Annotated in this window: 20 protein-coding genes; 11 read left to right on the top strand and 9 right to left on the bottom strand. The window is 64.8% G+C overall.

The window, feature by feature from the left end; translation table 11 throughout:
* The first annotated feature begins 6 nt into the window (after positions 1–6).
* Complete coding sequence (dnaE, locus tag AU175_RS03120) at positions 7–3,564, top strand: DNA polymerase III subunit alpha (RefSeq protein WP_066285752.1); 3,558 nt, start codon at positions 7–9, stop codon at positions 3,562–3,564.
* A gap of 3 nt (positions 3,565–3,567) precedes the next feature.
* On the opposite strand, the gene AU175_RS03115 is transcribed toward dnaE, so the two are convergent.
* On the bottom strand, positions 3,568–4,083 hold the full coding sequence (locus AU175_RS03115) for a flavin reductase family protein (protein WP_156642168.1): 516 nt from the start codon (positions 4,081–4,083) through the stop codon (positions 3,568–3,570).
* A gap of 120 nt (positions 4,084–4,203) precedes the next feature.
* Here AU175_RS03115 and AU175_RS03110 point away from each other — a divergent pair, with 120 nt between their 5' ends.
* The 3 genes from AU175_RS03110 to nrdR all read left to right on the top strand — a co-directional run bounded on the left by AU175_RS03110 (position 4,204) and on the right by nrdR (position 6,771).
* Entirely contained in the window at positions 4,204–4,737 is a 534-nt protein-coding gene (locus AU175_RS03110) for a hypothetical protein (protein ID WP_066285751.1), read from the top strand.
* 9 nt (positions 4,738–4,746) lie between these two features.
* Positions 4,747–6,123 carry a histidinol dehydrogenase gene (gene hisD / locus AU175_RS03105; RefSeq protein WP_066285750.1) on the top strand — a complete coding sequence of 459 codons (1,377 nt, stop codon included), beginning with the start codon at positions 4,747–4,749 and terminating at the stop codon, positions 6,121–6,123.
* A 132-nt stretch (positions 6,124–6,255) separates the two neighbouring features.
* A complete protein-coding gene (nrdR, locus tag AU175_RS03100) occupies positions 6,256–6,771 on the top strand; it encodes a transcriptional regulator NrdR (protein WP_082978994.1) in 516 nt (171 codons plus the stop codon).
* Positions 6,772–7,091: 320 nt separating this feature from the next.
* Here the strand turns inward: nrdR and ppgK are convergent, their stop codons facing one another.
* Positions 7,092–7,895, bottom strand: coding sequence for a polyphosphate--glucose phosphotransferase (gene ppgK, locus AU175_RS03095; protein ID WP_066285748.1), 804 nt, complete (start codon positions 7,893–7,895; stop codon positions 7,092–7,094).
* 70 nt (positions 7,896–7,965) lie between these two features.
* Positions 7,966–8,844 carry a type I methionyl aminopeptidase gene (gene map, locus AU175_RS03090; protein ID WP_066285746.1) on the bottom strand — a complete coding sequence of 293 codons (879 nt, stop codon included), beginning with the start codon at positions 8,842–8,844 and terminating at the stop codon, positions 7,966–7,968.
* 132 nt (positions 8,845–8,976) lie between these two features.
* On the opposite strand from map, the gene AU175_RS21610 reads away from it, so the two are divergent.
* Entirely contained in the window at positions 8,977–9,144 is a 168-nt protein-coding gene (locus AU175_RS21610) for an SPOR domain-containing protein (RefSeq protein WP_156642166.1), read from the top strand.
* A 63-nt stretch (positions 9,145–9,207) separates the two neighbouring features.
* Here the strand turns inward: AU175_RS21610 and panB are convergent, their stop codons facing one another.
* Complete coding sequence (panB, locus tag AU175_RS03085) at positions 9,208–10,113, bottom strand: 3-methyl-2-oxobutanoate hydroxymethyltransferase (protein WP_066285744.1); 906 nt, start codon at positions 10,111–10,113, stop codon at positions 9,208–9,210.
* A gap of 265 nt (positions 10,114–10,378) precedes the next feature.
* Between panB and glnA (AU175_RS03080) the strand changes: the two genes are divergently transcribed.
* From glnA (AU175_RS03080) to AU175_RS03060, 5 genes are all read left to right on the top strand, one after another.
* Entirely contained in the window at positions 10,379–11,719 is a 1,341-nt protein-coding gene (glnA, locus tag AU175_RS03080) for a type I glutamate--ammonia ligase (RefSeq protein ID WP_066285743.1), read from the top strand.
* A gap of 9 nt (positions 11,720–11,728) precedes the next feature.
* The gene (locus tag AU175_RS03075) at positions 11,729–14,740 is read left to right on the top strand and encodes a bifunctional [glutamine synthetase] adenylyltransferase/[glutamine synthetase]-adenylyl-L-tyrosine phosphorylase (RefSeq protein WP_066285740.1); all 3,012 of its coding nucleotides are present in this window, start codon (positions 11,729–11,731) and stop codon (positions 14,738–14,740) included.
* 85 nt (positions 14,741–14,825) lie between these two features.
* A complete protein-coding gene (locus tag AU175_RS03070; protein WP_066290450.1) occupies positions 14,826–15,269 on the top strand; it encodes a VOC family protein in 444 nt (147 codons plus the stop codon).
* Positions 15,266–15,835 carry a GNAT family N-acetyltransferase gene (locus AU175_RS03065; RefSeq protein ID WP_066290452.1) on the top strand — a complete coding sequence of 190 codons (570 nt, stop codon included), beginning with the start codon at positions 15,266–15,268 and terminating at the stop codon, positions 15,833–15,835. The genes AU175_RS03070 and AU175_RS03065 overlap by 4 nt, the downstream gene beginning before the upstream one ends.
* A gap of 306 nt (positions 15,836–16,141) precedes the next feature.
* Complete coding sequence (locus tag AU175_RS03060; RefSeq protein ID WP_066285738.1) at positions 16,142–18,217, top strand: alpha-amylase family protein; 2,076 nt, start codon at positions 16,142–16,144, stop codon at positions 18,215–18,217.
* Between the two features lie 133 nt (positions 18,218–18,350).
* Here AU175_RS03060 and glnA (AU175_RS03055) read toward each other — a convergent pair whose 3' ends face one another.
* Positions 18,351–19,775 (bottom strand): type I glutamate--ammonia ligase, encoded by a 1,425-nt coding sequence (gene glnA / locus AU175_RS03055; protein WP_066285736.1) that lies wholly within the window; start codon positions 19,773–19,775, stop codon positions 18,351–18,353.
* 260 nt (positions 19,776–20,035) lie between these two features.
* Here glnA (AU175_RS03055) and AU175_RS03050 point away from each other — a divergent pair, with 260 nt between their 5' ends.
* Entirely contained in the window at positions 20,036–20,473 is a 438-nt protein-coding gene (locus AU175_RS03050) for an RDD family protein (RefSeq protein WP_066285734.1), read from the top strand.
* Between the two features lie 9 nt (positions 20,474–20,482).
* Here AU175_RS03050 and AU175_RS03045 read toward each other — a convergent pair whose 3' ends face one another.
* The 4 genes from AU175_RS03045 to lipB all read right to left on the bottom strand — a co-directional run bounded on the left by AU175_RS03045 (position 20,483) and on the right by lipB (position 23,453).
* Positions 20,483–20,839 (bottom strand): DUF3817 domain-containing protein, encoded by a 357-nt coding sequence (locus AU175_RS03045; RefSeq protein WP_442855270.1) that lies wholly within the window; start codon positions 20,837–20,839, stop codon positions 20,483–20,485.
* Positions 20,840–20,941: 102 nt separating this feature from the next.
* The gene (locus AU175_RS03040; protein ID WP_066285732.1) at positions 20,942–21,694 is read right to left on the bottom strand and encodes a DUF4191 domain-containing protein; all 753 of its coding nucleotides are present in this window, start codon (positions 21,692–21,694) and stop codon (positions 20,942–20,944) included.
* 86 nt (positions 21,695–21,780) lie between these two features.
* Positions 21,781–22,788: a lipoyl synthase gene (gene lipA / locus AU175_RS03035; RefSeq protein WP_066285729.1), complete on the bottom strand. Its 1,008-nt coding sequence runs from the start codon at positions 22,786–22,788 to the stop codon at positions 21,781–21,783.
* Complete coding sequence (lipB, locus tag AU175_RS03030) at positions 22,785–23,453, bottom strand: lipoyl(octanoyl) transferase LipB (RefSeq protein ID WP_066285728.1); 669 nt, start codon at positions 23,451–23,453, stop codon at positions 22,785–22,787. Before lipB ends, lipA begins: the two co-directional genes overlap by 4 nt.
* Positions 23,454–23,546: the final 93 nt, after the last annotated feature.

The following is a 23,546-nucleotide window of genomic DNA, read 5'->3' as shown; positions in this document are numbered from 1 at the left end:
AGTCCGGTGACTTCCAGCAATGCCTCGTTCGTCCACCTGCACAACCACACCGAATACTCCATGTTGGACGGCGCCGCCCGCCTGGGGGAGCTCTTCGATGAGACTGAACGCCTGGGCATGCCGGCTCTCGCCACCACCGACCACGGATACCTCTTCGGCGCGTTCGACTTCTGGAAACGCGCCACTGATCAGGGCATAAAGCCCATCATCGGTGTCGAAGCATACGTCACGCCCGGCACCGCGCGGACAGACAAGAGCCGTGTGCGCTGGGGCGAGGAACACCAGCGCAAGGACGACATTTCCGGCGGTGGCTCATACACGCACATGACGCTGCTGAGCTACAACAACGCAGGTATGCGCAATCTGTTCCGGGCCTCTTCCATCGCCTCCCTGGACGCTGTCTTCGGCAAGTGGCCGCGGCTGGACCGCGAGCTCCTGAACACGTATTCGGAAGGCCTGATCGCCACCACGGGCTGCCCGTCAGGTGAAGTCCAGACCCGGCTGCGGCTCGGCCAGTACCGAGAAGCCCTGGAGGCAGCCTCGGAGTTCCGCGACATTTTTGGCGCAGAGAACTACTTCTGCGAGCTGATGGACCACGGCCTTGATATCGAGCGCCGGGTGACCGGGGACCTGCTGAGGCTCGCCAAGGAACTCAAACTGCCTCTGGTTGCGACCAATGACCTGCACTACACGCACGAGCACGACGCGAAAGCGCACGAAGCCCTCCTGGCAATCCAGTCGGGTTCCACCCTTCTGGAGCCCACCTATGACAATGGCGGCTCCCGCTTCGCATTCTCCGGCAGCGGCTATTACCTCAAGTCGCCCCAGGAAATGCGGGAGCTGTTCAGGGACCACCCTGATGCGTGCGACAACACGCTTCTGATCGCAGAGCGCTGCGAAGTTTCCTTCAACACCGGGGCCAACTACATGCCGCGGTTCCCTTGCCCGCCGGGCGAGGACGAGACGTCCTGGCTGGTCAAGGAAGTGGCCGCTGGACTGGAATACAGGTATCCGGGCGGTGTCCCGGACAAAGTCCGCACCCAGGCTGACTACGAGCTGGAAGTCATCACGTCCATGGGTTTCCCCGGCTACTTCCTGGTGGTGGCGGACTTCATTAACTGGGCGAAAAACAACGGCATCCGCGTCGGCCCCGGACGTGGCTCCGGTGCCGGTTCCATGGTGGCCTACGCTATGCGAATCACCGACCTCGATCCGCTGCACCACGGCCTGATCTTCGAGCGCTTCCTCAACCCGGACCGCGTCTCCATGCCTGACTTCGACGTCGACTTCGATGACCGGCGCCGGTCAGAGGTCATCGATTATGTGACCCGCAAGTACGGCGACGAGCGCGTGGCCATGATTGTCACCTACGGCACCATCAAGACCAAGCAGGCGCTCAAGGACTCCTCCCGTGTGCTGGGATACCCGTTCAGCATGGGCGAGCAGCTGACCAAGGCGCTCCCGCCGGCCGTCATGGCCAAGGACATTCCGCTGGCCGACATCCAGAACAAGGACTCGAAACGCTACAGCGAGGCCGGTGACTTCCGCCAGCTGATCGGATCGGACCCTGAAGCGGCCAAGGTCTTCGAGACGGCTCTGGGCATCGAAGGGCTGAAACGCCAGTGGGGCGTGCACGCGGCCGGCGTCATCATGTCCTCGGACCCCATCATCGATGTCATCCCCATCATGCGGCGCATCCAGGACGGGCAGGTGATCACGCAGTTCGATTACCCCACCTGCGAGGGCCTGGGCCTGATCAAGATGGACTTCCTGGGCCTGCGGAACCTCACGATCATTTCCGACGCCCTGGAGAACATCAAGCTTAACCGCGGCCACGAACTGGACCTGGACAGCCTGGCGCTGGATGACGCTGCCTCCTACGAGTTGCTCGCCCGCGGTGACACGCTGGGCGTGTTCCAGCTCGACGGCGGGCCCATGCGGTCCCTGCTCAAGCTGATGAAGCCTGACAACTTCGAAGACATCTCCGCCGTCCTGGCGCTCTACCGCCCCGGTCCCATGGGCGCCAACGCGCACACCGACTACGCGCTGCGCAAGAACGGGATCCAGGAAGTCATTCCGATCCACCCTGAGCTCAAGGAACCGCTCGCCGAAATCCTCGGCGGGACCTATGGCCTGATCGTGTACCAGGAACAGGTCATGGCCGTGGCGCAGAAGCTCGCCGGATACTCCCTCGGCCAGGCCGACATCCTCCGCCGCGCCATGGGCAAAAAGAAGAAGTCCGAGCTGGACAAACAGTTCGCCGGCTTCTCCCAGGGCATGCAGGACAACGGCTACTCGATGGAGGCCGTCAAGACCCTCTGGGACATCCTGCTGCCGTTCTCCGACTACGCGTTCAATAAGGCACACTCAGCCGCCTACGGTGTGATTTCGTACTGGACTGCCTACCTGAAGGCCCACTACGCGCCGGAGTACATGGCAGCGTTGCTGACGTCCGTGGGTGACGACAAGGACAAGTCCGCGATCTACCTCAACGAGTGCCGCAGGATGGGCATTACGGTGCTCCCGCCGGACGTCAATGAATCCTCGCTGAACTTCACTCCGGTGGGAAACGACATCCGCTTTGGCATGGGTGCCATCCGGAACGTCGGTTCCAACGTGGTTCAGGCCATGGTGGCTGCCCGGGAGAGCGAGGGGGCCTACACCTCGTTCAAGGACTTCCTCATGAAGGTCCCGGCAGTGGTCTGCAACAAGCGCACCATTGAATCGCTGATCAAGGCCGGGGCATTCGACTCCCTCAACCACCACCGCCGCGCACTGGTGATGATCCATGAGGAGGCCATCGACTCGGTCATCACCCTCAAGCGCAACGAGGCAATCGGCCAGTTCGATCTCTTCGCCGGATTTGAGGAGGCCGAATCCGAGGCGTCCCTGAGCATCGAGATCCCGGAACTTCCCGAGTGGGAGAAGAAAGACAAACTGTCCTTCGAACGGGACATGCTGGGACTCTACGTGTCGGACCACCCGCTGCAGGGCCTGGAGGGGGTGCTCAGCCAGCACGCGGACCAGTCCATCACGTCCATCATTGCCGAAGACGGCCCGCAGGACGGCGCCATCATCACCATCTCGGGAATGATCACCTCGCTGAGCCGCCGCATCGCCAAAGCCAGCGGCAATGCCTACGCGCGCGCCGAAATCGAAGACCTTGGCGGTTCCATGGAGGTCATGTTCTTCGGCCAGGTCTACGGCCCCATCGCGTCGGTCCTCGCCGAGGACCTGATCGTTGTGGTGAAAGGCAGGCTGCAGCGCCGCGACGATGGCGCCGTGACCCTGAACTGCATGGAGCTGTCCGTTCCCGACCTCAGCGAGGGAACCAACGGTCCGCTGCTCATCTCCATGCCCACGCACAAAGCCACTGAGGCCGTGGTCACTGAACTCGGGGACGTCCTGCGCAACCATCGCGGAAACTCGGAGGTCCGAGTCCACCTCCACGGCGATTCACGGGTGGAGGTGATGGGCCTCCCGGTCCACATGCGGGTCAACCCCAACCCCTCGCTGTTCGGGGACCTCAAGGTGCTCCTCGGGCCGGCCTGCCTCGACGGCTAGCAGCTAGATTTCGTAGTCCAGGGGGACAGGCTGGCTGTAGCCGCCGGAGTGGTACAGCAGCGGCGACCCGTCCCCGCCCACCTGGCCGTCAACGACCTCGACCACCACAACGGCGTTGTTTTCGAAGGAGAGCCTCATCTGGATCTTCCCGATCAGCCACCCGGCCACGTCCTTGAGGACGGGGACATCGTGCGGGCCCAGCTCCCAGTGGTCGCCGCCGAACCGGTCCTTGGTGCGGGCGAAGCGGTCTGCAAGTTCCTGGTTTTCGAGCCCCAGCATGTGCACGCCGATGTGGGTAGTGTTTGCTACGGCGGGCCAGGAGCTGGAACTCCGGGCCATGTTAAACGTAAACCGCGGCGGCTGGGCGGAAAGCGACGCGACCGACGTTGCCGTGAACCCATATGGCTGGCCCTGGTAATTGACGGTGATGATGGCCACGCCGGCCGCATGACGGCGGAACATTTCCCTGAACGTACGTTCGAATGGCACGCGGTCTTCGCTCACAATGAAAAACTCCATAAATTTCCTGCACGGGACTTGACTCTCTTATAAGAGTATGGGTCAGGCACCACCGCAGTGAAACTGTTTACCCCCACGTCCCCCGGTTGAGGGGCTTGAACATTTGTTAAGGTTTGTTTCATGACACAACGCATTCGGCGGCGCACTGAACGGCTTCCATGGGCCTGGTTCGCCGCCGCAACGGCCGGTGGGATCCCCGTTGGCCTGCTTTGGTGGCTGCTTGCACCGGGTGGTTTGAACCTCATTACCAGGGACCCCGCACTGGGGGAGGGAACCAATCCGGACGTATGGCTGCCCAGGGACCTGACGCTGGCCGGCCTGTTCGTTTTGGCCGGATGCCTGCTGGCCGTGTTCGTCACTGACAAATCCAGGCGCCCCCGGCAGGAGGACCTGCTGCTTGCCCTGACCGGCAGCCTGGCCGGAGCCGTCGTTGCCTGGCAGGTGGGCATGTTCGCGTCGCAACTGTGGGGAGCGCCGGCTGATACTTCCCTCAATGCCAGTGTTGCCTTCTCGCTGCGGTCGCTGCCAGTACTGCTGCTCTGGCCGGCGGCCACCGCCATCGGCACCTTTGCTTTCAGCCTCCTGACGCTCCTGAAGCACGGACCCGAAGGAACCGCCGGGTCCGTCGCCGGAGGTGGCGCTCCCGGCGCGTAAAATGGACCGGTGACCAATTCTCCTGAGTTTCCTGCCACCCCTTCTGCCCCACCCGTCAGCTTCCGCACCGTCGACCTCCGCGGCAAGGGCCTGACACTGGCCGGACTGCGCGCAGCCGTTCCGCGTGCCCAGGAGCAGACGGTGGCAGACGCCGAACAGAAGGTCCTGGATATCATCGCTGACGTCCGCCGGCGCGGTTACGCTGCGCTAGCCGATTTTGCGCAGCGGTTCGACGGCGTGGACCAGGACCACCCGCGCGTGCCGGCCGAGGCCTTGGCGCGCGCACTGGCGGAACTGGACCCGGCCGTGCGGAAGGCACTCGAGGAGTCCATCAGCCGGGCACGGCGGTTCGCTGACAGCCAGCGCCCGCGGAATATCGACGTCGAACTCGGCGACGGTGCGGTCGTGAGCCAGAACTGGGTTCCGGTTGCCAGGGTGGGGCTCTACGTCCCGGGCGGCCTGGCCGTGTACCCGTCGTCGGTCATCATGAACGTTGTCCCCGCCCTTGCAGCGGGAGTGGCCTCGATCGCGCTGGCATCGCCTCCACAAAAGGACTTCGGTGGCCTTCCCCACCCGACCATCCTGGCCGCTGCAGCCTTGCTGGGCATCGAAGAGGTCTACGCGATCGGCGGTGCGCAGGCCATCGCTGCGTTTGCCTATGGCGTGGACGCAACCGCGGCGGGGGCCGCGTTGGAGCCGGTGGACGTTGTCACAGGACCTGGCAACATCTTCGTGGCCACCGCGAAGCGGCTGGTTAAAGGCGTCGTTGGCATCGACTCGGAGGCCGGCACCACCGAAATTGCCATCCTGGCGGACTCCACGGCCCGGCCGGCTTTGGTGGCGGCGGATCTCATCAGCCAGGCCGAGCACGATCCCAGGGCAGCCTCGGTCCTTATCACTGATTCGGAGGCACTCGCTGCCGCAGTGCGGACGGAGCTCAACAGCCAGGCCGCAGCGACCAGGCATTCCGAGCGGGTCCGGGAGGCGCTTTCCGGCCCCCAGTCCGGCGTGGTGCTGGTGGATGACCTTGAACAGGGCGTCGCGGCCTGCGACGCCTACGCGGCCGAACACCTCGAAATCATGACAGCGGACGCGGCTGGTGTGGCAGCGCGCATTCGGAACGCCGGCGCCATCTTTGTGGGCGACTACAGCCCCGTGAGCCTGGGGGACTACTGCGCCGGTTCCAACCACGTCCTGCCCACCAGCGGAACCGCGGCTTTCTCCTCCGGGCTGAACGTGACCACGTTCCTGCGCGCAATCCAGGTGATCAACTACACCAGGGAGGCCCTGCACGAGGTCAGTGGGCACATCGTCAGCCTGGCCGGCGCGGAAGACCTTCCGGCCCACGGGGACGCCGTGACCGTCCGCTTCGGCAGCCCGGCGTAACGCCTCTGGGACGTGTGGGGAAAGCACTACATGTAGTAATTACAGGCTTGTTATTACGCAACATGTAGTCGTAGACTGGTAGCTGGACATCGGCCCGCAGGCCAGCTGCCGACAGAGCGAGAGAGGGACACCATGTACTGTCCGTTCTGCCGCAATCCGGATTCGCGCGTGGTGGACAGCCGCATGGCGGACGATGGCTCTGCAATCAGGCGGCGCAGGCAGTGCCCCGAATGCGGCCGCAGGTTCACTACCGTCGAAACCACCAGCCTTTCGGTCATCAAACGTTCGGGCGTCGGCGAGCCCTTCAGCCGCAGCAAGGTCATCAACGGCGTCCGTAAGGCGTGCCAGGGCAGGCCGGTCAGCGAGGACGATCTTGCCCTTCTGGCGCAGGAGGTCGAGGAGCAGATCCGGGCCTCGGGGGCTGCCGAAATCGATGCCCATGAAGTAGGGCTGGTTATCCTGGGTCCACTGCAGAAGCTGGACAAGGTGGCCTACCTTCGGTTCGCCAGCGTGTACCAGGCCTTCGAATCCCTTGAGGACTTTGAAACGGCCATCTCCCTGCTCCGCCACGAGTCGGAGCAGGACGCCAAAGCCGCCGCGGCGGAAACAGCCAAGGGCGCACCGAGCTCCGAGAAGAGCTCACTCTAGATTCCGGTGGTGGCAGCGGAGGGGAAGCCGCAGTCACCACCGGCACCGCTGCCCGTATATCGCCCGGTTCCGTTGCCGGCTACCTTCCACCTGCGACCGGCAGCACCGGGCCGATGATGTAGCCCGCGTCACGAGACTGCCCGGCCGCCACTCACTTGACCGTATCCAGGGCTGCCGTGAGCGGTCCGAGCCCTGTGGCGGTGTCGAGCAGTCCCAGACGACGACGGCGTGCCGCGCCCGTGCCGCGCGGGGCACCGATTCCGCGGCTTGCGCCGGTGACAATCGCGACGCCGGGTGCATCCCCGGCAGTCAGTCCAAAGTTACTTCGAGAGCTTGTGCTTCAGGGCGATCTCGATGGCGGCGCCCACGATTCCGGCCTCGTTCTTCAACTCGGCCGGAACGATCGGGGTGCGGAGCTTCATGTGCGGAAGGTACTCGTCGGCCCGCTTGGAGATGCCGCCGCCCACAATGAACAGTTCGGGCGAGAAGAGGAACTCAACGTGGGAGAAGTAGCGCTGGAGCAGCACGCTGTATTCTTCCCAGCTCAGGCCGTCACGCTCGCGGGCCACCGCGGAAGCTTTGCTTTCGGCGTCAAAGCCGTCGATCTCCAGGTGCCCCAGTTCTGCGTTGGGGACGAGGCGGCCGTCGAAAATGAAGGCTGAGCCAATCCCGGTGCCCAAGGTGATCACCAGGACGGTTCCGTCCACGCCCTTGCCCGCGCCATACCGTGCTTCGGCCAGGCCGGCGGCGTCGGCGTCGTTGATGACCTCCACGGGACGGCCAAGCCGGGCGGTGAGCAGCGCGTCAATGTCTGTGTTGAGCCAGCTCTTGTCCACATTGGCAGCGGAGTGGACCACGCCGTGCTGGATGATGCCCGGGAAAGTGACGCCCACGGGGGAGCCGGCAACGGGCGCGTCGGGCCGTGCGGAGAGCTCGGTCACCACCTGCGCCACGACTTCAGCCACGGCCTCAGGGGTGGCGGGCTGCGGCGTGGGCACGCGGAACCGCTCACCGAGGAGCTTGCCCTTCTTCAGGTCGACAATGCCGCCCTTGATTCCCGTGCCGCCGATGTCGATGCCGATCAGCGGGGCGTTCTTGTGCGACTTTTCGTCCTTCTTGGCCAATGTGGTTCCGTTCGTGGCAGTGGGCGGGCAGGGGAGGTCGGCCTGGGAGCTGACCTAAAACTGGGGTGGCTCAGGGCAGGGTGAGGATTTCGGCTCCGGACTCGGTCACCAGGAGCGTGTGTTCGAACTGGGCTGTCCGTTTGCGGTCGCGGGTGACCACGGTCCAGTCATCCGCCCACATGTCCCATTCCGCGGTGCCGAGGGTCAGCATGGGTTCGATGGTGAAGACCATGCCGGCCTCGATCACGGTGCTGTAGGCGGGGGCGGCGTCATAGTGCGGGATGATCAGGCCAGTGTGGAACGCCTCACCAACGCCGTGGCCGGTGAAGTCCCGCACCACACCGTAGCCGAAGCGCTTGGCATATGACTGGATGGCGCGGCCGATCACATTGATCTCACGGCCGGGGGCCACAGCCTTGATGGCACGGTTCAGGGATTCCTGCGTACGTTCGACGAGGAGGCGCGACTCCTCGTCCACGTCTCCCACCAGGAAGGTGTAGTTTGTGTCGCCATGCACTCCGTTAATAAACGCCGTGATGTCGATGTTGATGATGTCGCCGTCCTGGACAACCGTGCTGTCCGGGATGCCATGGCAGATGACTTCATTGAGTGAAGAGCACAGGGATTTCGGGAAACCACGGTAGCCCAGTGTGGACGGGTAGGCCTTGTGGTCCAGGAGGAAATCATGTCCCACCTTGTCCAGTTGGTCGGTAGTGACTCCCGGCCTGATGTGCTTGCCAACCTCAACGATGGCCTGGGCGGCGATCCTGGCCGCAATCCGGATCTTCTCCACTGTCTCAGCGGACTTGACCTCTGAGCCGGTGAACTTTGCCGGACCGGGTTTCCCAACGTACTCAGGGCGCGGGATGGACGCCGGTACAGGACGCTGCGGGCTGACGGTTCCCGGGGTGAGGGTGCCGGTGGGTGCAGTCGAGGCTAGGGAAGGCATAGATTGATCATATAAGGCACCGCAGAACGCCAAGTAACCGGAGTCCGGATCGGAGCCGCGTACGCGATTACGTTACGTGGATCACGTCGCGGCACCGCAGCCGGAACCTTGCCGTCGGAAAGAGGAATCGCAATGACTGAGTACTGGTACAACGTCAACACCCACGAGGTGGAAGAGGATGCGCTCTCCGACTGGAGCCAACTCATTGGCCCCTATAAGACGCGCGACGAGGCGGAACACGCGCTGGAAAAGGTCCGGGCCCGGAATGAGGCCTGGGAAAAGGGCGACGACGACGACTGAGGCCGGTGCCTGCGGGCCCGCGAACTGCGCCGTGGGCGGCCAGAACGCGACGTGGACAGGAAGCTAAAAGGAGTGCTCCGGACCGGGGAACTGGCCTGAGCGGACATCGTCCCCGTAGGCCTTTGCTGCGTCGCTGAGGGTGCTGCGCAGGTCCGCGTACTGCTTGACGAACTTCGCCATTTTTCCGCCACGGAGGCCGGCCATGTCCTGCCAGACGAGTACCTGGCCCGTTGTCTCCTTGCCTGCGCCGATGCCAACTGTGGGGACGCTGACCGCAGCGTCGACGGCGGCGGCTGTACCGGCGGGAACCATTTCCATCAGGATGCTGAACGCGCCCGCTTCAGCCAGCGCCACGGCGTCGTCAATCAGCCGCCGGGCGTCATCCCCGCGGCCCTGCACGCGGTAGCCGCCCAGGGCATGTTCGCTCTGCGGCGTAAAGCCAATGTGGGCCATCACAGGGATTCCGGCCTGGACCATGGCGCGCACCGTCTCGGCGTAGAACGCGCCACCCTCGATTTTGACTGCCTGGGCAAGCCCTTCCTTGAGGAAGCGGACGCCGGTGGCCACAGCCTGCTGGGGCGAAACCTCGTAACTGCCGAAGGGGAGGTCTGCCACCACCATGGCCCGCTTGGCGGACCTCGCCACTGCACGGCAAAGGGGAAGGAGTTCGTCCACGGTGACGGGCAGGCTGGTCTCATTGCCGAACACGTTGTTGGACGCGGAGTCACCCACCAGCAGCACTTCAATGCCGGCCTGGTCAAAAATCTCCGCGGTGTACTGTTCGTAGGCGGTCAGCATCGCGAACCGGGTTCCGTCCCGTTTCGCCTGCTGGAGGTGGTGGATGCGGACCTTGGCGGCAGGCTTGGGAGCGGCTTCCGACGACGGCGCCGTCGCTGGTGCAGGGCCGTGTCCGTACGGTGCGGGTACTTCAGCGGACGCGCGTGAGTCAGAGCTATTGCTTGAGGCCATGGCAAGAGCGTAGTGCGGTACCCGCCGTCCTAGCTACCGGCCGTCGGCGCCGCGCGGGTGATTCGTGTCATAGTGGGCCGGCCCGCGGGACCGCCTGCAGTGGATGTGCCCGGCGTCGCTGCCCCTCCTGCTGTGTTAACGCTGTGTTACGCGGGGTGCAGGCTCCCGCATCGGCATCAATTGCTTAGTAAAGTGTTTGTGAACTGCTGCCGGCTTCCTGAACTGCGGACCCGGGGCATGGACGTTGACCGGAGAAGAGGCCATCATGGACCGCCAGCAAGAGTTTGTCCTGCGCACTATCGAAGAGCGCGACGTACGGTTCGTACGCCTGTGGTTCACCGACGTCGTGGGTTCACTCAAATCGGTGGCACTTGCTCCCGCTGAAGTAGAGGGTGCCTTCGAGGAAGGCCTTGGCTTCGACGGGTCCGCCATCGAGGGCCTTGCCCGTGTGTTCGAGTCCGACATGCTCGCCCAGCCGGACCCCTCCACGTTCCAGATCCTTCCCTGGCGCGGGGAGACCGAACAGACGTCCAGGATGTTCTGCGACATCCTGACACCGGACGGCGAGCCGTCCGCCGCAGACCCCCGCAACGTCCTTAAGCGCACGCTGGCCAAGGCCGCCGACATGGGCTTCACCTGCTACACGCACCCGGAAATCGAGTTCTACCTCCTCAAGTCCCAGGAACCCGGCCCGGATGGCTCGCCGGTACCCGTCGACGAGGGCGGCTACTTCGACCACGTCCCGGGCGGCGTGGCCCAGGACTTCCGCCGCACGGCGGTGACCATGCTTGAATCCGTCGGCATCTCCGTGGAGTTCAGCCACCACGAGGCCGGTCCTGGCCAGAACGAAATCGACCTCCGCTACGCTGACGCGCTGCAGACAGCGGACAACATCATGACGTTCCGCACGGTGATCAAGGAAGTTGCCCTCCAACAGGGCACCTACGCCACATTCATGCCCAAGCCCTTCACGACACACCCGGGCTCAGGCATGCACACCCACTTCTCGCTGTTCGAGGGCGACACCAACGCGTTCTATGAAGCGGGCGCAGAATTCCAGCTGTCCAAGACGGCGCGTCAGTTCATCGCCGGCATCCTCAAGCACGCCCCCGAGTTCACGGCGGTCACCAACCAGTTCGTCAACTCCTACAAACGGCTCTGGGGCGGCGGGGAAGCCCCCAGTTACCTCAGCTGGGGCCACAACAACCGTTCGGCCCTGGTCAGGGTGCCGCTCTACAAGCCCGGAAAGGGCCAGTCCGCCCGCATCGAATACCGGGGCATCGACTCGGCGGCGAACCCCTACCTGGCGTACGCGGTCCTGCTGGGTGCCGGACTGAAGGGAATCGAAGAAGGCTACGACCTGCCGGCCGCGGCTGAGGACGACGTCTGGTCGTTGAGCTCCGCGGAGCGCCGCGCCATGGGACACGATCCTTTGCCCGCCAGCCTCCACGACGCCATCCGGTCCATGGAGGAATCCGAGCTGATGCCGCAGATCCTCGGCGAACAGGTTTTTGAACACTTCCTGCGCAACAAGCGTGCGGAATGGCAGGACTACCGGCTGCAGGTGACGCCCTACGAGCTACAGCGCAACCTCGGCATCCTCTAGGCTGGCGCGGTGAGCCTTGCGCGCCGCCTTATCTCGGCCGGCTTCAGCGACCTGGAGAAGGGCGAGCGGTTCCTCGCTGCCCGTGAGCTGCACGGCCTGGACCAGGACAAGCTGTTTGCCGGCCTGCAGATGGCGGCGAACCCCGACACGGCCCTGCAGTCCCTGGTCCGCCTGATCGAGAAACATCCCGCCCTCCGGGAGCTGGCCGCCGCCGATCCGGAAACCAGCGAGCCGCTGTACCGGGTCCTTGGTGCCTCCGAAGCCCTGGGCGAATTCCTCATTCGGCACCCGGAACACCTCGATGCGTTTGACGTCAGGGCAAGTCCGGAACCCCTACAGGCCGATCCTGACCAGCTCCGGGCGGCACTGCTGAGATCCGTCCGGGCAGATCCCAGGTCTGCCCGGCCCGTTGCGGGACTGACCGGAGCCGAAGCCTACGCTTCCCTCCGCACCGCCTACCGCCGAGGGGTGGTGGATCTTGCCGTCAAGGACCTGTGCGCCGCGGACCCGCTCGACTTCATGCCCGCCGTCGGGGCTGAGCTGGCCGACCTTGCCGGCGCCGCCGTCGAGGCCGCCTTGGCCGTATCCCGCGCCGAGGCAGCCGGGCAGTTCGGCGCCGCCGACGTCGCGGACGTCGGCCTGGCCGTCATCGGAATGGGCAAATGCGGCGCCCGCGAGCTCAACTACATCTCCGACGTCGACGTCATCTATGTGATCGACAGCGCCGAACTCGACGACGCGCGGGCCAATACGATCGGCACAGCCCTGGCCAGCGGAATCTCCCGGGCCATTTCGTCGATTGCCCGGGAGCCGGGCTTGTGGGAAGTGGATGCGAACCTGCGGCCGGAAGGCAAGTCCGGGCCTTTGGTGCGGACCCTGCCGTCGCACGAAAGCTATTACGCCCGCTGGGCCGAAAGCTGGGAGTTCCAGGCGCTCCTGAAGGCGCGCACCATCGCCGGCGACGTGGAACTGGGCCGGCGCTATGAGGAGGCAGTCGCCCCGCTGATCTGGAACTCGGCCGGACGGGACGGGTTCGTGGAATCAGTGCAGGCCATGCGCCGCCGGGTCACCGAACACATTCCCGCCGCCGAGGAACAACGGCAGATCAAACTCGGACGTGGCGGCCTGCGCGATGTGGAGTTCACGGTCCAGCTGCTTCAGCTGGTCCATGGCAAGTCCGACGAGTCACTCCGGTGCCGGGACACCACGTCCGCCATCGCGGCACTCTCGGCCGGAGGATACATCGGGCGGTCGGACGCCGCCGGCTTCGACCATGCCTACCGGTACCTGCGGCTCCTTGAGCACCGGATCCAGCTTTTCCAGCTCCGGCGGACCCACCTTATGCCGGTCAACGAGGCGGCGCTTCGTGCGCTGGCCAAGGCCGTGCTGGGCCCGTTCTCCAACGAACGGCCGCACCCTGACGCCCTGCTGTCAGCCTGGCAAAAAACCAAACGCTCGGTCCGCGAACTGCATGAACGCATCTTCTACCGGCCGCTGCTCAACACCGCGGCCAAGCTCAGCAGCGAAGATGCCAGGCTCACGCCCGAAGCCGCCCAAGGCCGGCTTGCAGCCCTTGGCTATGGCGACCCGAAGGGGGCCATGCGCCATATCGAGGCGCTCACAGCCGGGGTCAGCAGGCGGGCTGCGCTGCAGCGGCAGTTGCTGCCCATACTGCTGGACTGGCTCGCTGAAGGGGTGGATCCCGACGCCGGCCTCCTCGCCTTCCGCCGCGTCAGCGAGACCCTGGGCACTACCCACTGGTACCTCGGCATGCTGCGCGACTCCACGGCGGCGGCGGAGCGGCTGTGCCACGTCCTGTCCAACTCGCGGCTGATCGCCGACCTGCTCGAAGTGTCGCCCGAATCGGTGGCGTGGCTGGGGCATGACAGGGACCTGGCACCGTTAAGCTTCGAAGCCCAGTGGCAGGAAATCACTTCCAAGATGTCACGGCATGCGGACCCCGAGAACGCCATGCGGCTCATCCGGCTGATCCGGCGCCGGGAGATCCTCAGGATCGCCATCGCCGACTCCGCCGGACTGCTGGGCCAGGACCAGGTGGGATCCGCCCTGGCGGACACGGACCGGGCGGCAGTGCTCGGGGCCCTGCGGGTGGCCGAAGGGATTGTCTCGGCGAAGGGACCCCTCAAGACTGCGGTGCTTGTGGTAGCCATGGGCCGGCAGGGCGGGCGCGAGATCGGTTACGGTTCAGACGCGGACGTGATGTACGTGCACCGGGCGTTGCCGGGCTACACGGAAGAGGAGGCCCAGGAACAGGCAGCACGGATTGTCTCCAAGGTTTCCAGCCTGCTCACCCAGCCGCTGAAGCCCGCCATCATGGCCGAGCGCGTCCTCCAGGTTGACGCGGACCTGCGGCCCGAGGGGAAAAACGGCGCCATGGTCCGCTCGCTGGACTCCTTCGCCGAGTACTACCGCCGGTGGTCCCTGATCTGGGAAGCCCAGGCGTTGCTGCGGGCCCGGCCGATGGCAGGTGATGACGGGCTCGCCAAGGACTTCCTGGAGCTGATCAACCCCATCCGGTACCCGGAATCGATTTCGGAACAGGACGTCCGGGAAGTCCGCCGCGTCAAGGCCAGGGTCGAGTCGGAGCGGCTGCCGCGCGGTGCTGATCCCGCCCGGCACCTGAAACTGGGCCGCGGCGGCCTCAGCGACGTCGAATGGCTGGTCCAGCTGATCCAGCTCCAACACGCGGGCAAACATCCGGAGCTGCGGACCACTTCCACCATTGAGGCCCTCGACGCGGCCGCGGCCCTGGGCCTCCTGGCGACAAGCGATGCCCAACTGCTGGCTTCCGCCTGGCGCCTTGCCAGCAGGATAAGGTCGGCCAATGTCATCTGGAGTGGCAGGGCATCAGACCTCCTGCCTTCTTCCCGGCGCGACCTCGAGGCAGTGGCCCGCTGGTGCGGCTACGAACCCGGCCAGGCCGGCACCCTCGAGGAGGATTACCTCCGCCTGAGCAGGCGTGCCCGCGGTGTTTTCGAGAAGGTCTTCTACGGCCACTAGCCGATCCGGGCAATGCCGACTGGTGCAGGATCCGGCTGAAGCTGCAATGCTGACACCCCGGGCGGCCGGTGCTACGTTGGGGCCCATGGCTAAGCAAATTTACGTGAACCTGCCCGTGAAGGATTTGAAGAGGTCGGTCGACTTTTTCACCGCACTTGGCTTCTCCTTCAACCCGGACTACACCGATGAAAATGCCACCTGCATGATCATCAATGACGACGCCTTTGTCATGCTCCTCGTGGAAGGCTTCTTCAAGACCTTCACCTCCAAGGATGTAACCGATGCCACCGGTTCCACCGAGGCCATCATGGCGTTTTCCGTCGACAGTAAGGAAGCCGTGGACGAAACCGTGCGCAAGGCCATCGCCGCCGGCGGCACGCCTTCGCAGGAAGTGCAGGACTACGGCTTTATGTACAACCACAGTTTCCAGGATCCCGACGGGCACCTCTGGGAGGTCATGTGGATGGACCCTGCGGGGCCGCCGGCGGACAGCACGCCAACGGGGGACACCGAAACGTCAGCCAACTGAACGGAGAAGCCCGGTCCGTCTGGCTGATTCCCCTTGACGACCTTGGACCGGACGCGTGCGCCATCCAACTGGGGGCGGTGGCCCTCCTGGAACTGGCACCGGGGCAGCTCGACTTCGTGGGCGACCCGCTGAGAATGGCGCTGGCCGGCCTCGCGGAGCAGTCCCGGCGGCCCTATGTCATAGAAGCCAACGGGGATGCGGTCGGGGTGCTGACCCTGCAGGCAGGGGCTGCCCGGCTTGCAGGCTGGCCTGACGACCATTCCGCGTGGCTCCTGAGGGGCTTCCTCATCGACAGGCGGCACCAGGGAAGGGGCCTTGGCCGGCTCGCGGCGGCAGCGGCCGTGGTGGCGGCTGCGAAACTGACGGCGGGGCAGGAAGGCGGTGAGGCCGGCGTCGTGCTTTCCGTCAACGAGCGCAACCCCGCAGGGCTGGCCGCATATCAAAACGCCGGGTTCGTGGACCACGGGCAGTACCTCGGCGGCAGTTCCGGGCCGCAGCGGACCATGTACCACAGCTTTACACCGCAACTGCACGGCGGTTTGCCATTGCCTCAGGTCCCACATTGACAGATCATGTGGATTGGCGGTGTTCTTCAAACCTTGTTGGGGGGAAGGCTTGAAAAGTCTTCGTCTCGGGGAGCACATGCCAGGGGGCTGGCTCCCGGTCTCAGCACGTCTGGAGTCAGCCTCCACCTTAGTGCCATAGAAAGGGTCCGCCCGGGCCGCCGGCAAGATGCCCGCGGCCCGGGCGGACTCCTGTGAGCTGGGCCCGCCTGTTCCCGCGGGGCCACACTCGTGGGTGATGCTTGACTCCGACGTTAGGCTCAGGGTATGGCAACCAGGAGTGGCCGGAAGGTGACCAGGCGTATATTCATGTCAGTCGCGCTGGGCTTTGCCGTCGTTGGCGCCGGGTGTGAAAGCAAGCCAGCCGGCGAGGGAGCTAAGGACCCGCTGCAGGGTGGCGGCGAGACCCCGGTAGCGGGGACAGAATCGCCGGCCGCGGAGCTGGGCTGGATCTCCGACGCGCGCGTCGCGGGCTTCGAGACCTATGCGGACGACCCGGCCGTCGACGCGCGCCTTGATGTGCTGGCGGCCGCGCACGTGAGCGTGGTGGTGATCGATTCGGACCTCTCCTTCTACATGACCGACGCGGCTTTTGAGGAAAACGCGGTCTACATCGACGAGGTAGCGAAGAAATGCCACCAGCGCGGCATGAAAGTGGTCGCCTATTACCCGATGCTGGAGGCGCTCACCGAGGACGCGCCGACCAAGCAACACACCATGTGGAAGGATCACCCGGACTGGGTACAGCGCGGCATCGACGGGAATGCCAACCAGTTCGTCGGGGGCGAAGGCCGCGTGTTCTGGGTGCCGGCGGGGACCGAGAGTGCCTGGCTCTGCCCCACCACCGCTTACCGCGAATACTTCATCAACCGGGTGAAGCGGCTGGCGCAGACCGCGCTCGACGGCGTGTGGGGCGACGTCCCGCTGCTTTCGGACATCGTCGGTCTGTGGCCGTGCACCAACGCGACCTGCGCCGCCAAGTTCCTCGCCGACACCGGGCTCGCGCAGCCCACCGGCGTGGATTGGGATAACGCGGTGTTTCGCCGCTGGGTGGCGTGGCGCCACGGCGTCATCCACGAGTTCGAGCAGGCGGTGCTCGCCGGCGCGCGCACCGTACGGCCCGACTTCCAGCTCATCATCGAGACCGTCACCATGGACTACAGCGCCGGCACGGTGCAGGGCCTCGACGGCGCCAGCCGCGACGACGGCGATGTGCTCCGCGTGTGGGAAGTGGACTGCGCCAGCGACGAGACCGGCATGCGCGAGGCGCCCGCCGACGATTGGATCTCGATGGCGATCATGATGCGCCACGGCCGCGGCTGCGCGGGCAAGAACCCGAGCTGGGTTATCTCCTACGGCAAGCAGGCGGACGACGCCGAGCGGGTCATGGCCATCGCCATCGCCGGTGGCGTCCGGCCGTACGAGACCCAGATCCCGCTCCTCAACCAGACAGTGGGTGACGCCTGGCGCGGCAAGATATTTGGCTGGCTCAAGGATAACAACGACATCTGGGCCGGCGAGAGCGCCAACCCTGCGGCGGTGATCTTCTCCAGCGTGAGCCGCGACTTTATCGACAAGAACGCCGGCGTGGGACTCTACACCAGCACCAACCCGGCTGATGAGCTCTGGTGGGCGACCGCGCCCTCCGACTCCGCCACGACCTTGCCCTATCTCGCGGAGTACCGCGGCATCTGTAAAGCCCTCATCCACGCACACGCTCCGTACGACGTCGTCACCACCCCGCACGTGTCGGCGGCGCGGCTCGCGCCCTACCCGGTGGTGGTGGCGCCGCGGCCGGCGGCACTGGCGGATGGGGAGATCAGCGCGCTGAAGAGCTACGTCGAGGCTGGCGGCACGTTGCTGGTCACCGGTAGCACCGATGCCGGCGTTTTCGACGAGAACGGCGCACTGCGGGCGCAGCCGGCGCTGCTGCAGGCGTTTGGCATCAGCGCGGCCGCCGACTGGTCGCGCACGTCGTACGGCCGCGGTGCAGTGGTGCTCGTGACGGAGCAGGTGGGGCAGAAGTACTACCAGGCCACCGACGCGGCGGTCACCACCGCGCTGACGGAGCTCATCGCTGTGAGCCGCCGCACCATTGTGACCGATGCTCCGCCCGCCGTCGTCATTGACCTGCGACAGCCCACGGAGGACCGGCTGGACGTGCTCTTCGCCAACATCGACGGCCTCGATACTGGCGGGTTCAATGGGCAGAGCGCCAGCTTCAGGGCCGCCATCCCCTGCGGCGGGAAGACGCCGGGCGGGGTCACGATCACGCAGCCGGGAGACTCGGCGCCTGTGGAGATACCCTTCACGCATGAGGACGGCCGCGCCGTCTTCGACGTGACCGTGGGCGCACTCCTGTTGGCGCGCATCGCCATTGCCTAGGGTGCGAGGCCGAGCCTCGCCTTCAGGGCAACAAAAGGCCGGCCCCCGGTAATGAAACCTGGGACCGGCCTTTATTGAATGCGGATTCCTGCGGCCTAGTGGCTGACTAATGCCTGTTCAGCCGATGATCCAGCTAGACGCCGTAGTAGAGCTCAAACTCGTACGGGTTCGGGCGGAGGGAGAGCGGACGGATTTCGTTCTCGTACTTGTACTCAATCCAGGTGTCGATCAGGTCCTGGGTGAAGACGCCGCCGGCCTGCAGGAACTCGTTGTCCGCGGCCAGGGCCTCCAGGGCTTCCTCGAGCGTGCCCGGAGCCTTGGGGATGTCCTTGGCTTCCTCGGCGGGGAGCTCGTAGAGGTCCTTGTCGATCGGGGCGGGCGGTTCGATCCGGTTGCGGATACCGTCAATGCCGGCCATCAGCTGGGCAGCGAATGCCAGGTACGGGTTGGAGGAGGGGTCCGGCGCGCGGAACTCGATGCGCTTGGCCTTGGGGTTCGTGCCCGTGATAGGGATGCGGATACCGGCGGAGCGGTTGCCCTGCGAGTAAACCATGTTTACGGGAGCTTCGAAGCCCTTGACCAGGCGGCGGTAGGAGTTCACGGTCGGGTTGGTGAAAGCCAGGACGGCGTCGGCGTGCTTCAGCAGGCCGCCGATGTACCAGCGGGCGGTGTCGGACAGGCCGGCGTAGCCCTTCTCGTCGTAGAACAGCGGCTCGCCACCGTTCCACAGCGACTGGTGGCAGTGCATGCCCGAGCCGTTGTCACCGAAGACCGGCTTCGGCATGAAGGTTACCGACTTGCCCCAGGCGTCGGCCGTGTTCTTGATGACGTACTTGAACTTCTGCAGGTCATCGGCAGCGTGGGTCAGGGTGGTGAACTTGTAGTTGATCTCAGCCTGGCCGGCGGAACCGACTTCGTGGTGGCTGCGCTCGACCTCAAGGCCGGCCTCGTCCAGGGCGACGCACATGGCGTCACGCAGGTCAGCCTGCTTGTCAGTGGGGGAGACCGGGAAGTAACCGCCCTTGACGGGGGTCTTGTAGCCCAGGTTTCCGCCTTCTTCTTCGCGGCCGGTGTTCCAGTGTGCTTCTTCAGAGTCGATCTTGTAGAAGCTGCCCTGCGGGGAGGACTGGTACTGGACGTTGTCGAAGACGAAGAACTCGGCTTCCGGGGCGAAGAACGCGGTGTCCGCAATGCCGGTGGAGGCAAGGTAGGCTTCCGCCTTCTCAGCTACGCCACGCGGGTCGCGGTGGTAGGGGTCGCCGGTGCGCGGGTTCACGATGGAGAAGTTCAGAGCCAGGGTCTTTTCCATGCGGAAAGTGTCCAGGAATGCGGTGGTTACGTCCGGGATCAGCTGCATGTCCGACTCGGCGATGCCCTGGAAGCCGCGGATGGAAGATCCGTCGAAGAGCTGGCCGTTGACGAAGAAGTCTGCGTCAACGCTCTTGGCAGGCACGTTGAAGTGCTGCTGGACGCCCGGGAGGTCGGTGAAGCGGATATCGACGAATTTAATATCTTCGTCCTTGATGAACTTGAGGACTTCGTCCGCATTCTTGAACATCTATGCTCCTAACGCATATGTAATATCTGGCTGGCAAGCCATCTGATCCAGCGCAATCCGAAGGGCAGGGAAACACAGTTTCCCTGCTTGGTGGATTGCTTGAAACTGCACTCAGCCTATGGACACGGCATTTCCCGGCCGTGTCCACATTGTTTCGGGCAGGTTACAGAATGCCCTGATATGGCAACGCTATCCTTTGTCCATACAGTGGTCTAACGGGTTCCACAGTATGAACGTTGGTGAGTCGGTAAGCTTGGACGGTGGTAGATCGCAAAGACATCGGCTCATGGCTCAGCGGACCGGATACATCGGGCATCTCGAAGTACCCGGGGGAGCGCCTCGGCTTGCCCGAGACCGGTCCAGGCTCCATCGCCCGGGCCGGGCGTCGCATCGTGGCGATCATCGTGGACTGGGGGATTGCCCTGCTCATCAGCAACCTCATCTTCGGCGGCGACGCCTGGGCCAACCTCGCCGTCTTTGCCGCGGAGCAGATGCTGCTGGTTGGAACCCTTGGCTACAGCATCGGCCACCGACTGGTGGGCATCCAGGTGGTGCGTTTGGGCGGCGGCCCCGCAGGTCCGCTGGCGGCCGTGGTGCGCGCACTGCTCCTGTGCCTGGTGATTCCTGCCGTGATCTTCGACCCGGACCACCGCGGCCTTCACGACAAGGCCATGAATACGGTCCTGATCCGGAGGTAGCCGGCGGCCCTAGACCCCTGCTGGCTCCTTGGCTTCGGCGCGCTCGGCGGCACGCTCGGTGAGGTACCCGCGCTTGCCTGCCCAGCGGTCAAAGGCAATCGTCGCGAACGGGAAGATGGCTGACACGCCGGCAAAAAGGGCGACGGTGAACGGCCAGCGCTGGAACCGCCACAATGCGAGGGCGGCCACGCCGTAGCCGATGAAGAGAGCCCCGTGAATGGGGCCTGCGATTTCAACCCCCAGCTCGCTGGTCCTGGCGATCCATTTGAAATACATTCCTGCCAGCAGCGCAGCCCAGCTGAAGGCCTCGGCGATTGCCAGGATCCGGAAAGCCCGGATAAGAACGCTTTTCAGCGGCATTTTCATGGGGTTTGATCCAATCTCACGGTTCGTTTTGCGGCGGGTTGCTGCCAAAAGAAAGCCGCCCCGGTGCCGGCCTTGGCCGGAACCGGGACGGCTCCATAAGTCCTAGCGTCCGCGGTTGGGACGTGCCTTGTACGGGTCGATTCCCTTGGGGATGGGGAGGCGGCTGCCCAGTGACGAAATCCGCTTCGACACAGCGTTGACCTCAAGCTTGGTAAGTTCCTTTTTCAGCTTGCCCATGTTCTTGGCCACCTGGCTGATGGGGACCTGGCCTTCGCCGCGGCCACTCTCAATCACGTGGACCGTGACGTTGGGCAGGATCCGGGCGAGGCGCTTGCGCTCAGCGTCAAGCAGCGGCTTGACGCGGTGGCTCGGTCCTTCGCTGACCAGGACGACGCCCGGACGGCCAATGGCGCGGAACACGGCATCCTGGGTGCGCGGGTTGACGGCGACGGGCTGGTCCTCGGTGATCCAGCCGCGCTTCAGGGTTCCCAAAGCCGCACCGGAGGCACCCGGCTGGTTCTCGATCTGGGCGAAGGCTGCCCGTTCCGCACGACGGGACAGGATCAGGGTTGCGCCGAGCAGGCCGAGGGGAATACCGATGATCAGGCCAGTAATCCAGTTTTCCAGCCAGAAGCCCACCAGGAAGCTAACGGCCACAACGCCCAGGAACACCAGCAGCATCAGCCACGGGACCATGGGGTCATGGCGGCGGGTCATGTTGAAGACTTCGCCGATCTGCTTGAGCCGGCTGGGCTTCTTGACCTTTGGTTCTTTTGGCTTGCGCGAGAAAAAGCCACGCTTCGGGGCGTCAGAGGCCGCCGGAGTGGAATTGCTGGAATCAGGGGATTTCGCCATAGTTCCTTAATTCTACGTGATCCATGCCTGAGGGCCGGACGCCGGAGAACGCCCGGCGCCGGCCCTCAGGCACAACAGCTGTGTGGTCAGGAATGCGCTGCGAGAAGGGAGCTGGCTTCCTGGCGCGTGCTGCCCGAGCTCTCGATGTGGGCCAGTTCGGCCGGGATTTCCCAGCCCTTCTTGCGCATCGCGGTGGCCCAAAGGCGGCCGGCACGGTAGGAGGAGCGGACCAGCGGACCGGACATAACGCCCAGGAATCCGATCTCGGCCGCTTCCTCCTGGAGGTCCACAAACTCCTGGGGTTTGACCCAGCGGTCCACCGGCAGATGCCGTTCGGACGGGCGCAGATACTGGGTGATGGTGATCAGGTCGCAGCCCGCCTCGTGCAGGTCCCGGAGGGCTTCGGAGATTTCTTCGCGGGTTTCGCCCATCCCCAGGATCAGGTTGGACTTGGTGACCATGCCCAGGTTCCGTCCCTGCGTGATGACGTCCAGCGAGCGGTCGTACCGGAATGCCGGGCGGATGCGCTTGAAGATCCGCGGCACGGTTTCGACGTTATGTGCGAAAACCTCCGGCTTGGAGTCGCAGATCGCCTCGATGTGCTCGGGCTTGCCGGAGAAGTCAGGGATCAGGAGCTCGACGCCGGTACCCGGGTTGAGCTCGTGGATCTTACGGACCGTCTCGGCGTAGAGCCAGACGCCTTCGTCGGCGAGGTCGTCGCGGGCCACGCCGGTGACGGTGGCGTAGCGCAGCTGCATGGCCTGCACGGAGCGGGCCACCTTGGTGGGTTCGAACATGTCCACCGGGGAGGGCTTGCCGGTGTCGATCTGGCAGAAGTCGCAGCGCCGGGTGCACTCGGAGCCGCCGATGAGGAAGGTGGCTTCCTTGTCTTCCCAACATTCGAAGATGTTGGGGCAGCCGGCCTCCTCACAGACGGTGTGCAGGCCTTCCTTCTTGACCAGGTTCTTGAGCTGGACGAACTCGGGGCCCATCTGGACCTTGGCCTTGATCCAATCCGGTTTGCGCTCCACCGGAGTGGCCGCGTTTCGCTGCTCAATGCGCAGCATCTTCCGGCCTTCTGGTGCCAGTGTCACAGTAGAGCTCCTTCGGGGCTTGAAACGAGTGCTTCTTCGTGCTTGCGGAATTCCTCCACGAGCCGGTCCGCGATGTCACCCGGGGCAATGTTCCTGCCGGCTTCGATTGACATCGTGGTGACGCCGGCGTCGGTAATGCCGCAGGCGATGATCTGGGTATAGGGTGCCAGATCATTGTTGCAGTTGATGGAGATCCCGTGCATTGTGACCCCGTCCAGGACGCGGATCCCGATTGCGGCAATCTTCCGGTCCGGGCCCTTGCTGTCGGCCTTGATCCACACTCCGGCGCGTCCCTTGATGCGCTCTGCGTTGATGCCGTAGTCAGCCATGACCGCGATCATGACGGCTTCGAGCCGCTCAACGTAGTCGCGGATGCCCGAGCGGTTCTTCAGCTTGAGGATCGGATAGGCGATCAGCTGGCCGGGGCCGTGCCAGGTCAGCTTGCCGCCCCGGTCCACTGCCACCACGGGCGTGCCGTCCAACGGGCGCTCGTGCTCTTCTGTCAGCTTGCCGGCCGTATAAACGGGGGCATGTTCCAGGACCAGGACTGTGCTGGGCGCCTCGGCAGCGACGACTTTGTCATGGAGTTCGCGCTGGATGTCCCAGCCCTTCATGTAATCTACGAAATCCGGCGCAAGACCCAGCGTGGAAAACTCAAGAGTCATGGCATCCAGCTTAGACCTCGGGCGGCGTAGCTCCCGATTTAGTGTCCAAGCTCTCACTCCCGCGGAGGATGCCGGCGCGCTCCAACCGGCGCC

Origin of the sequence: Arthrobacter sp. B6, assembly GCF_001663775.1 — a bacterium.
In the GTDB taxonomy this organism is placed as follows: domain Bacteria; phylum Actinomycetota; class Actinomycetes; order Actinomycetales; family Micrococcaceae; genus Arthrobacter.
Note: the sequence above shows the minus strand (reverse complement) of the source record. Positions and strands in the feature narration are given on the sequence as shown.

Excerpts from the sequence above, each read along its gene's own strand:
- AU175_RS03110 (WP_066285751.1), top strand. The coding sequence starts at position 4,204 with ATGACACAACGCATTCGGCGGCGCACTGAACGGCTTCCATGGGCCTGG.
- panB (WP_066285744.1), bottom strand. The coding sequence starts at position 10,113 with ATGGCCTCAAGCAATAGCTCTGACTCACGCGCGTCCGCTGAAGTACCC.
- AU175_RS03060 (WP_066285738.1), top strand. The coding sequence starts at position 16,142 with ATGTCAGTCGCGCTGGGCTTTGCCGTCGTTGGCGCCGGGTGTGAAAGC.
- map (WP_066285746.1), bottom strand. The coding sequence starts at position 8,844 with ATGCCTTCCCTAGCCTCGACTGCACCCACCGGCACCCTCACCCCGGGA.
- nrdR (WP_082978994.1), top strand. The coding sequence starts at position 6,256 with ATGTACTGTCCGTTCTGCCGCAATCCGGATTCGCGCGTGGTGGACAGC.
- glnA (WP_066285743.1), top strand. The coding sequence starts at position 10,379 with ATGGACCGCCAGCAAGAGTTTGTCCTGCGCACTATCGAAGAGCGCGAC.
- glnA (WP_066285736.1), bottom strand. The coding sequence starts at position 19,775 with ATGTTCAAGAATGCGGACGAAGTCCTCAAGTTCATCAAGGACGAAGAT.
- AU175_RS03040 (WP_066285732.1), bottom strand. The coding sequence starts at position 21,694 with ATGGCGAAATCCCCTGATTCCAGCAATTCCACTCCGGCGGCCTCTGAC.
- AU175_RS03045 (WP_442855270.1), bottom strand. The coding sequence starts at position 20,839 with ATGAAAATGCCGCTGAAAAGCGTTCTTATCCGGGCTTTCCGGATCCTG.
- AU175_RS03115 (WP_156642168.1), bottom strand. The coding sequence starts at position 4,083 with ATGGAGTTTTTCATTGTGAGCGAAGACCGCGTGCCATTCGAACGTACG.
- AU175_RS21610 (WP_156642166.1), top strand. The coding sequence starts at position 8,977 with ATGACTGAGTACTGGTACAACGTCAACACCCACGAGGTGGAAGAGGAT.
- AU175_RS03070 (WP_066290450.1), top strand. The coding sequence starts at position 14,826 with ATGGCTAAGCAAATTTACGTGAACCTGCCCGTGAAGGATTTGAAGAGG.
- lipB (WP_066285728.1), bottom strand. The coding sequence starts at position 23,453 with ATGACTCTTGAGTTTTCCACGCTGGGTCTTGCGCCGGATTTCGTAGAT.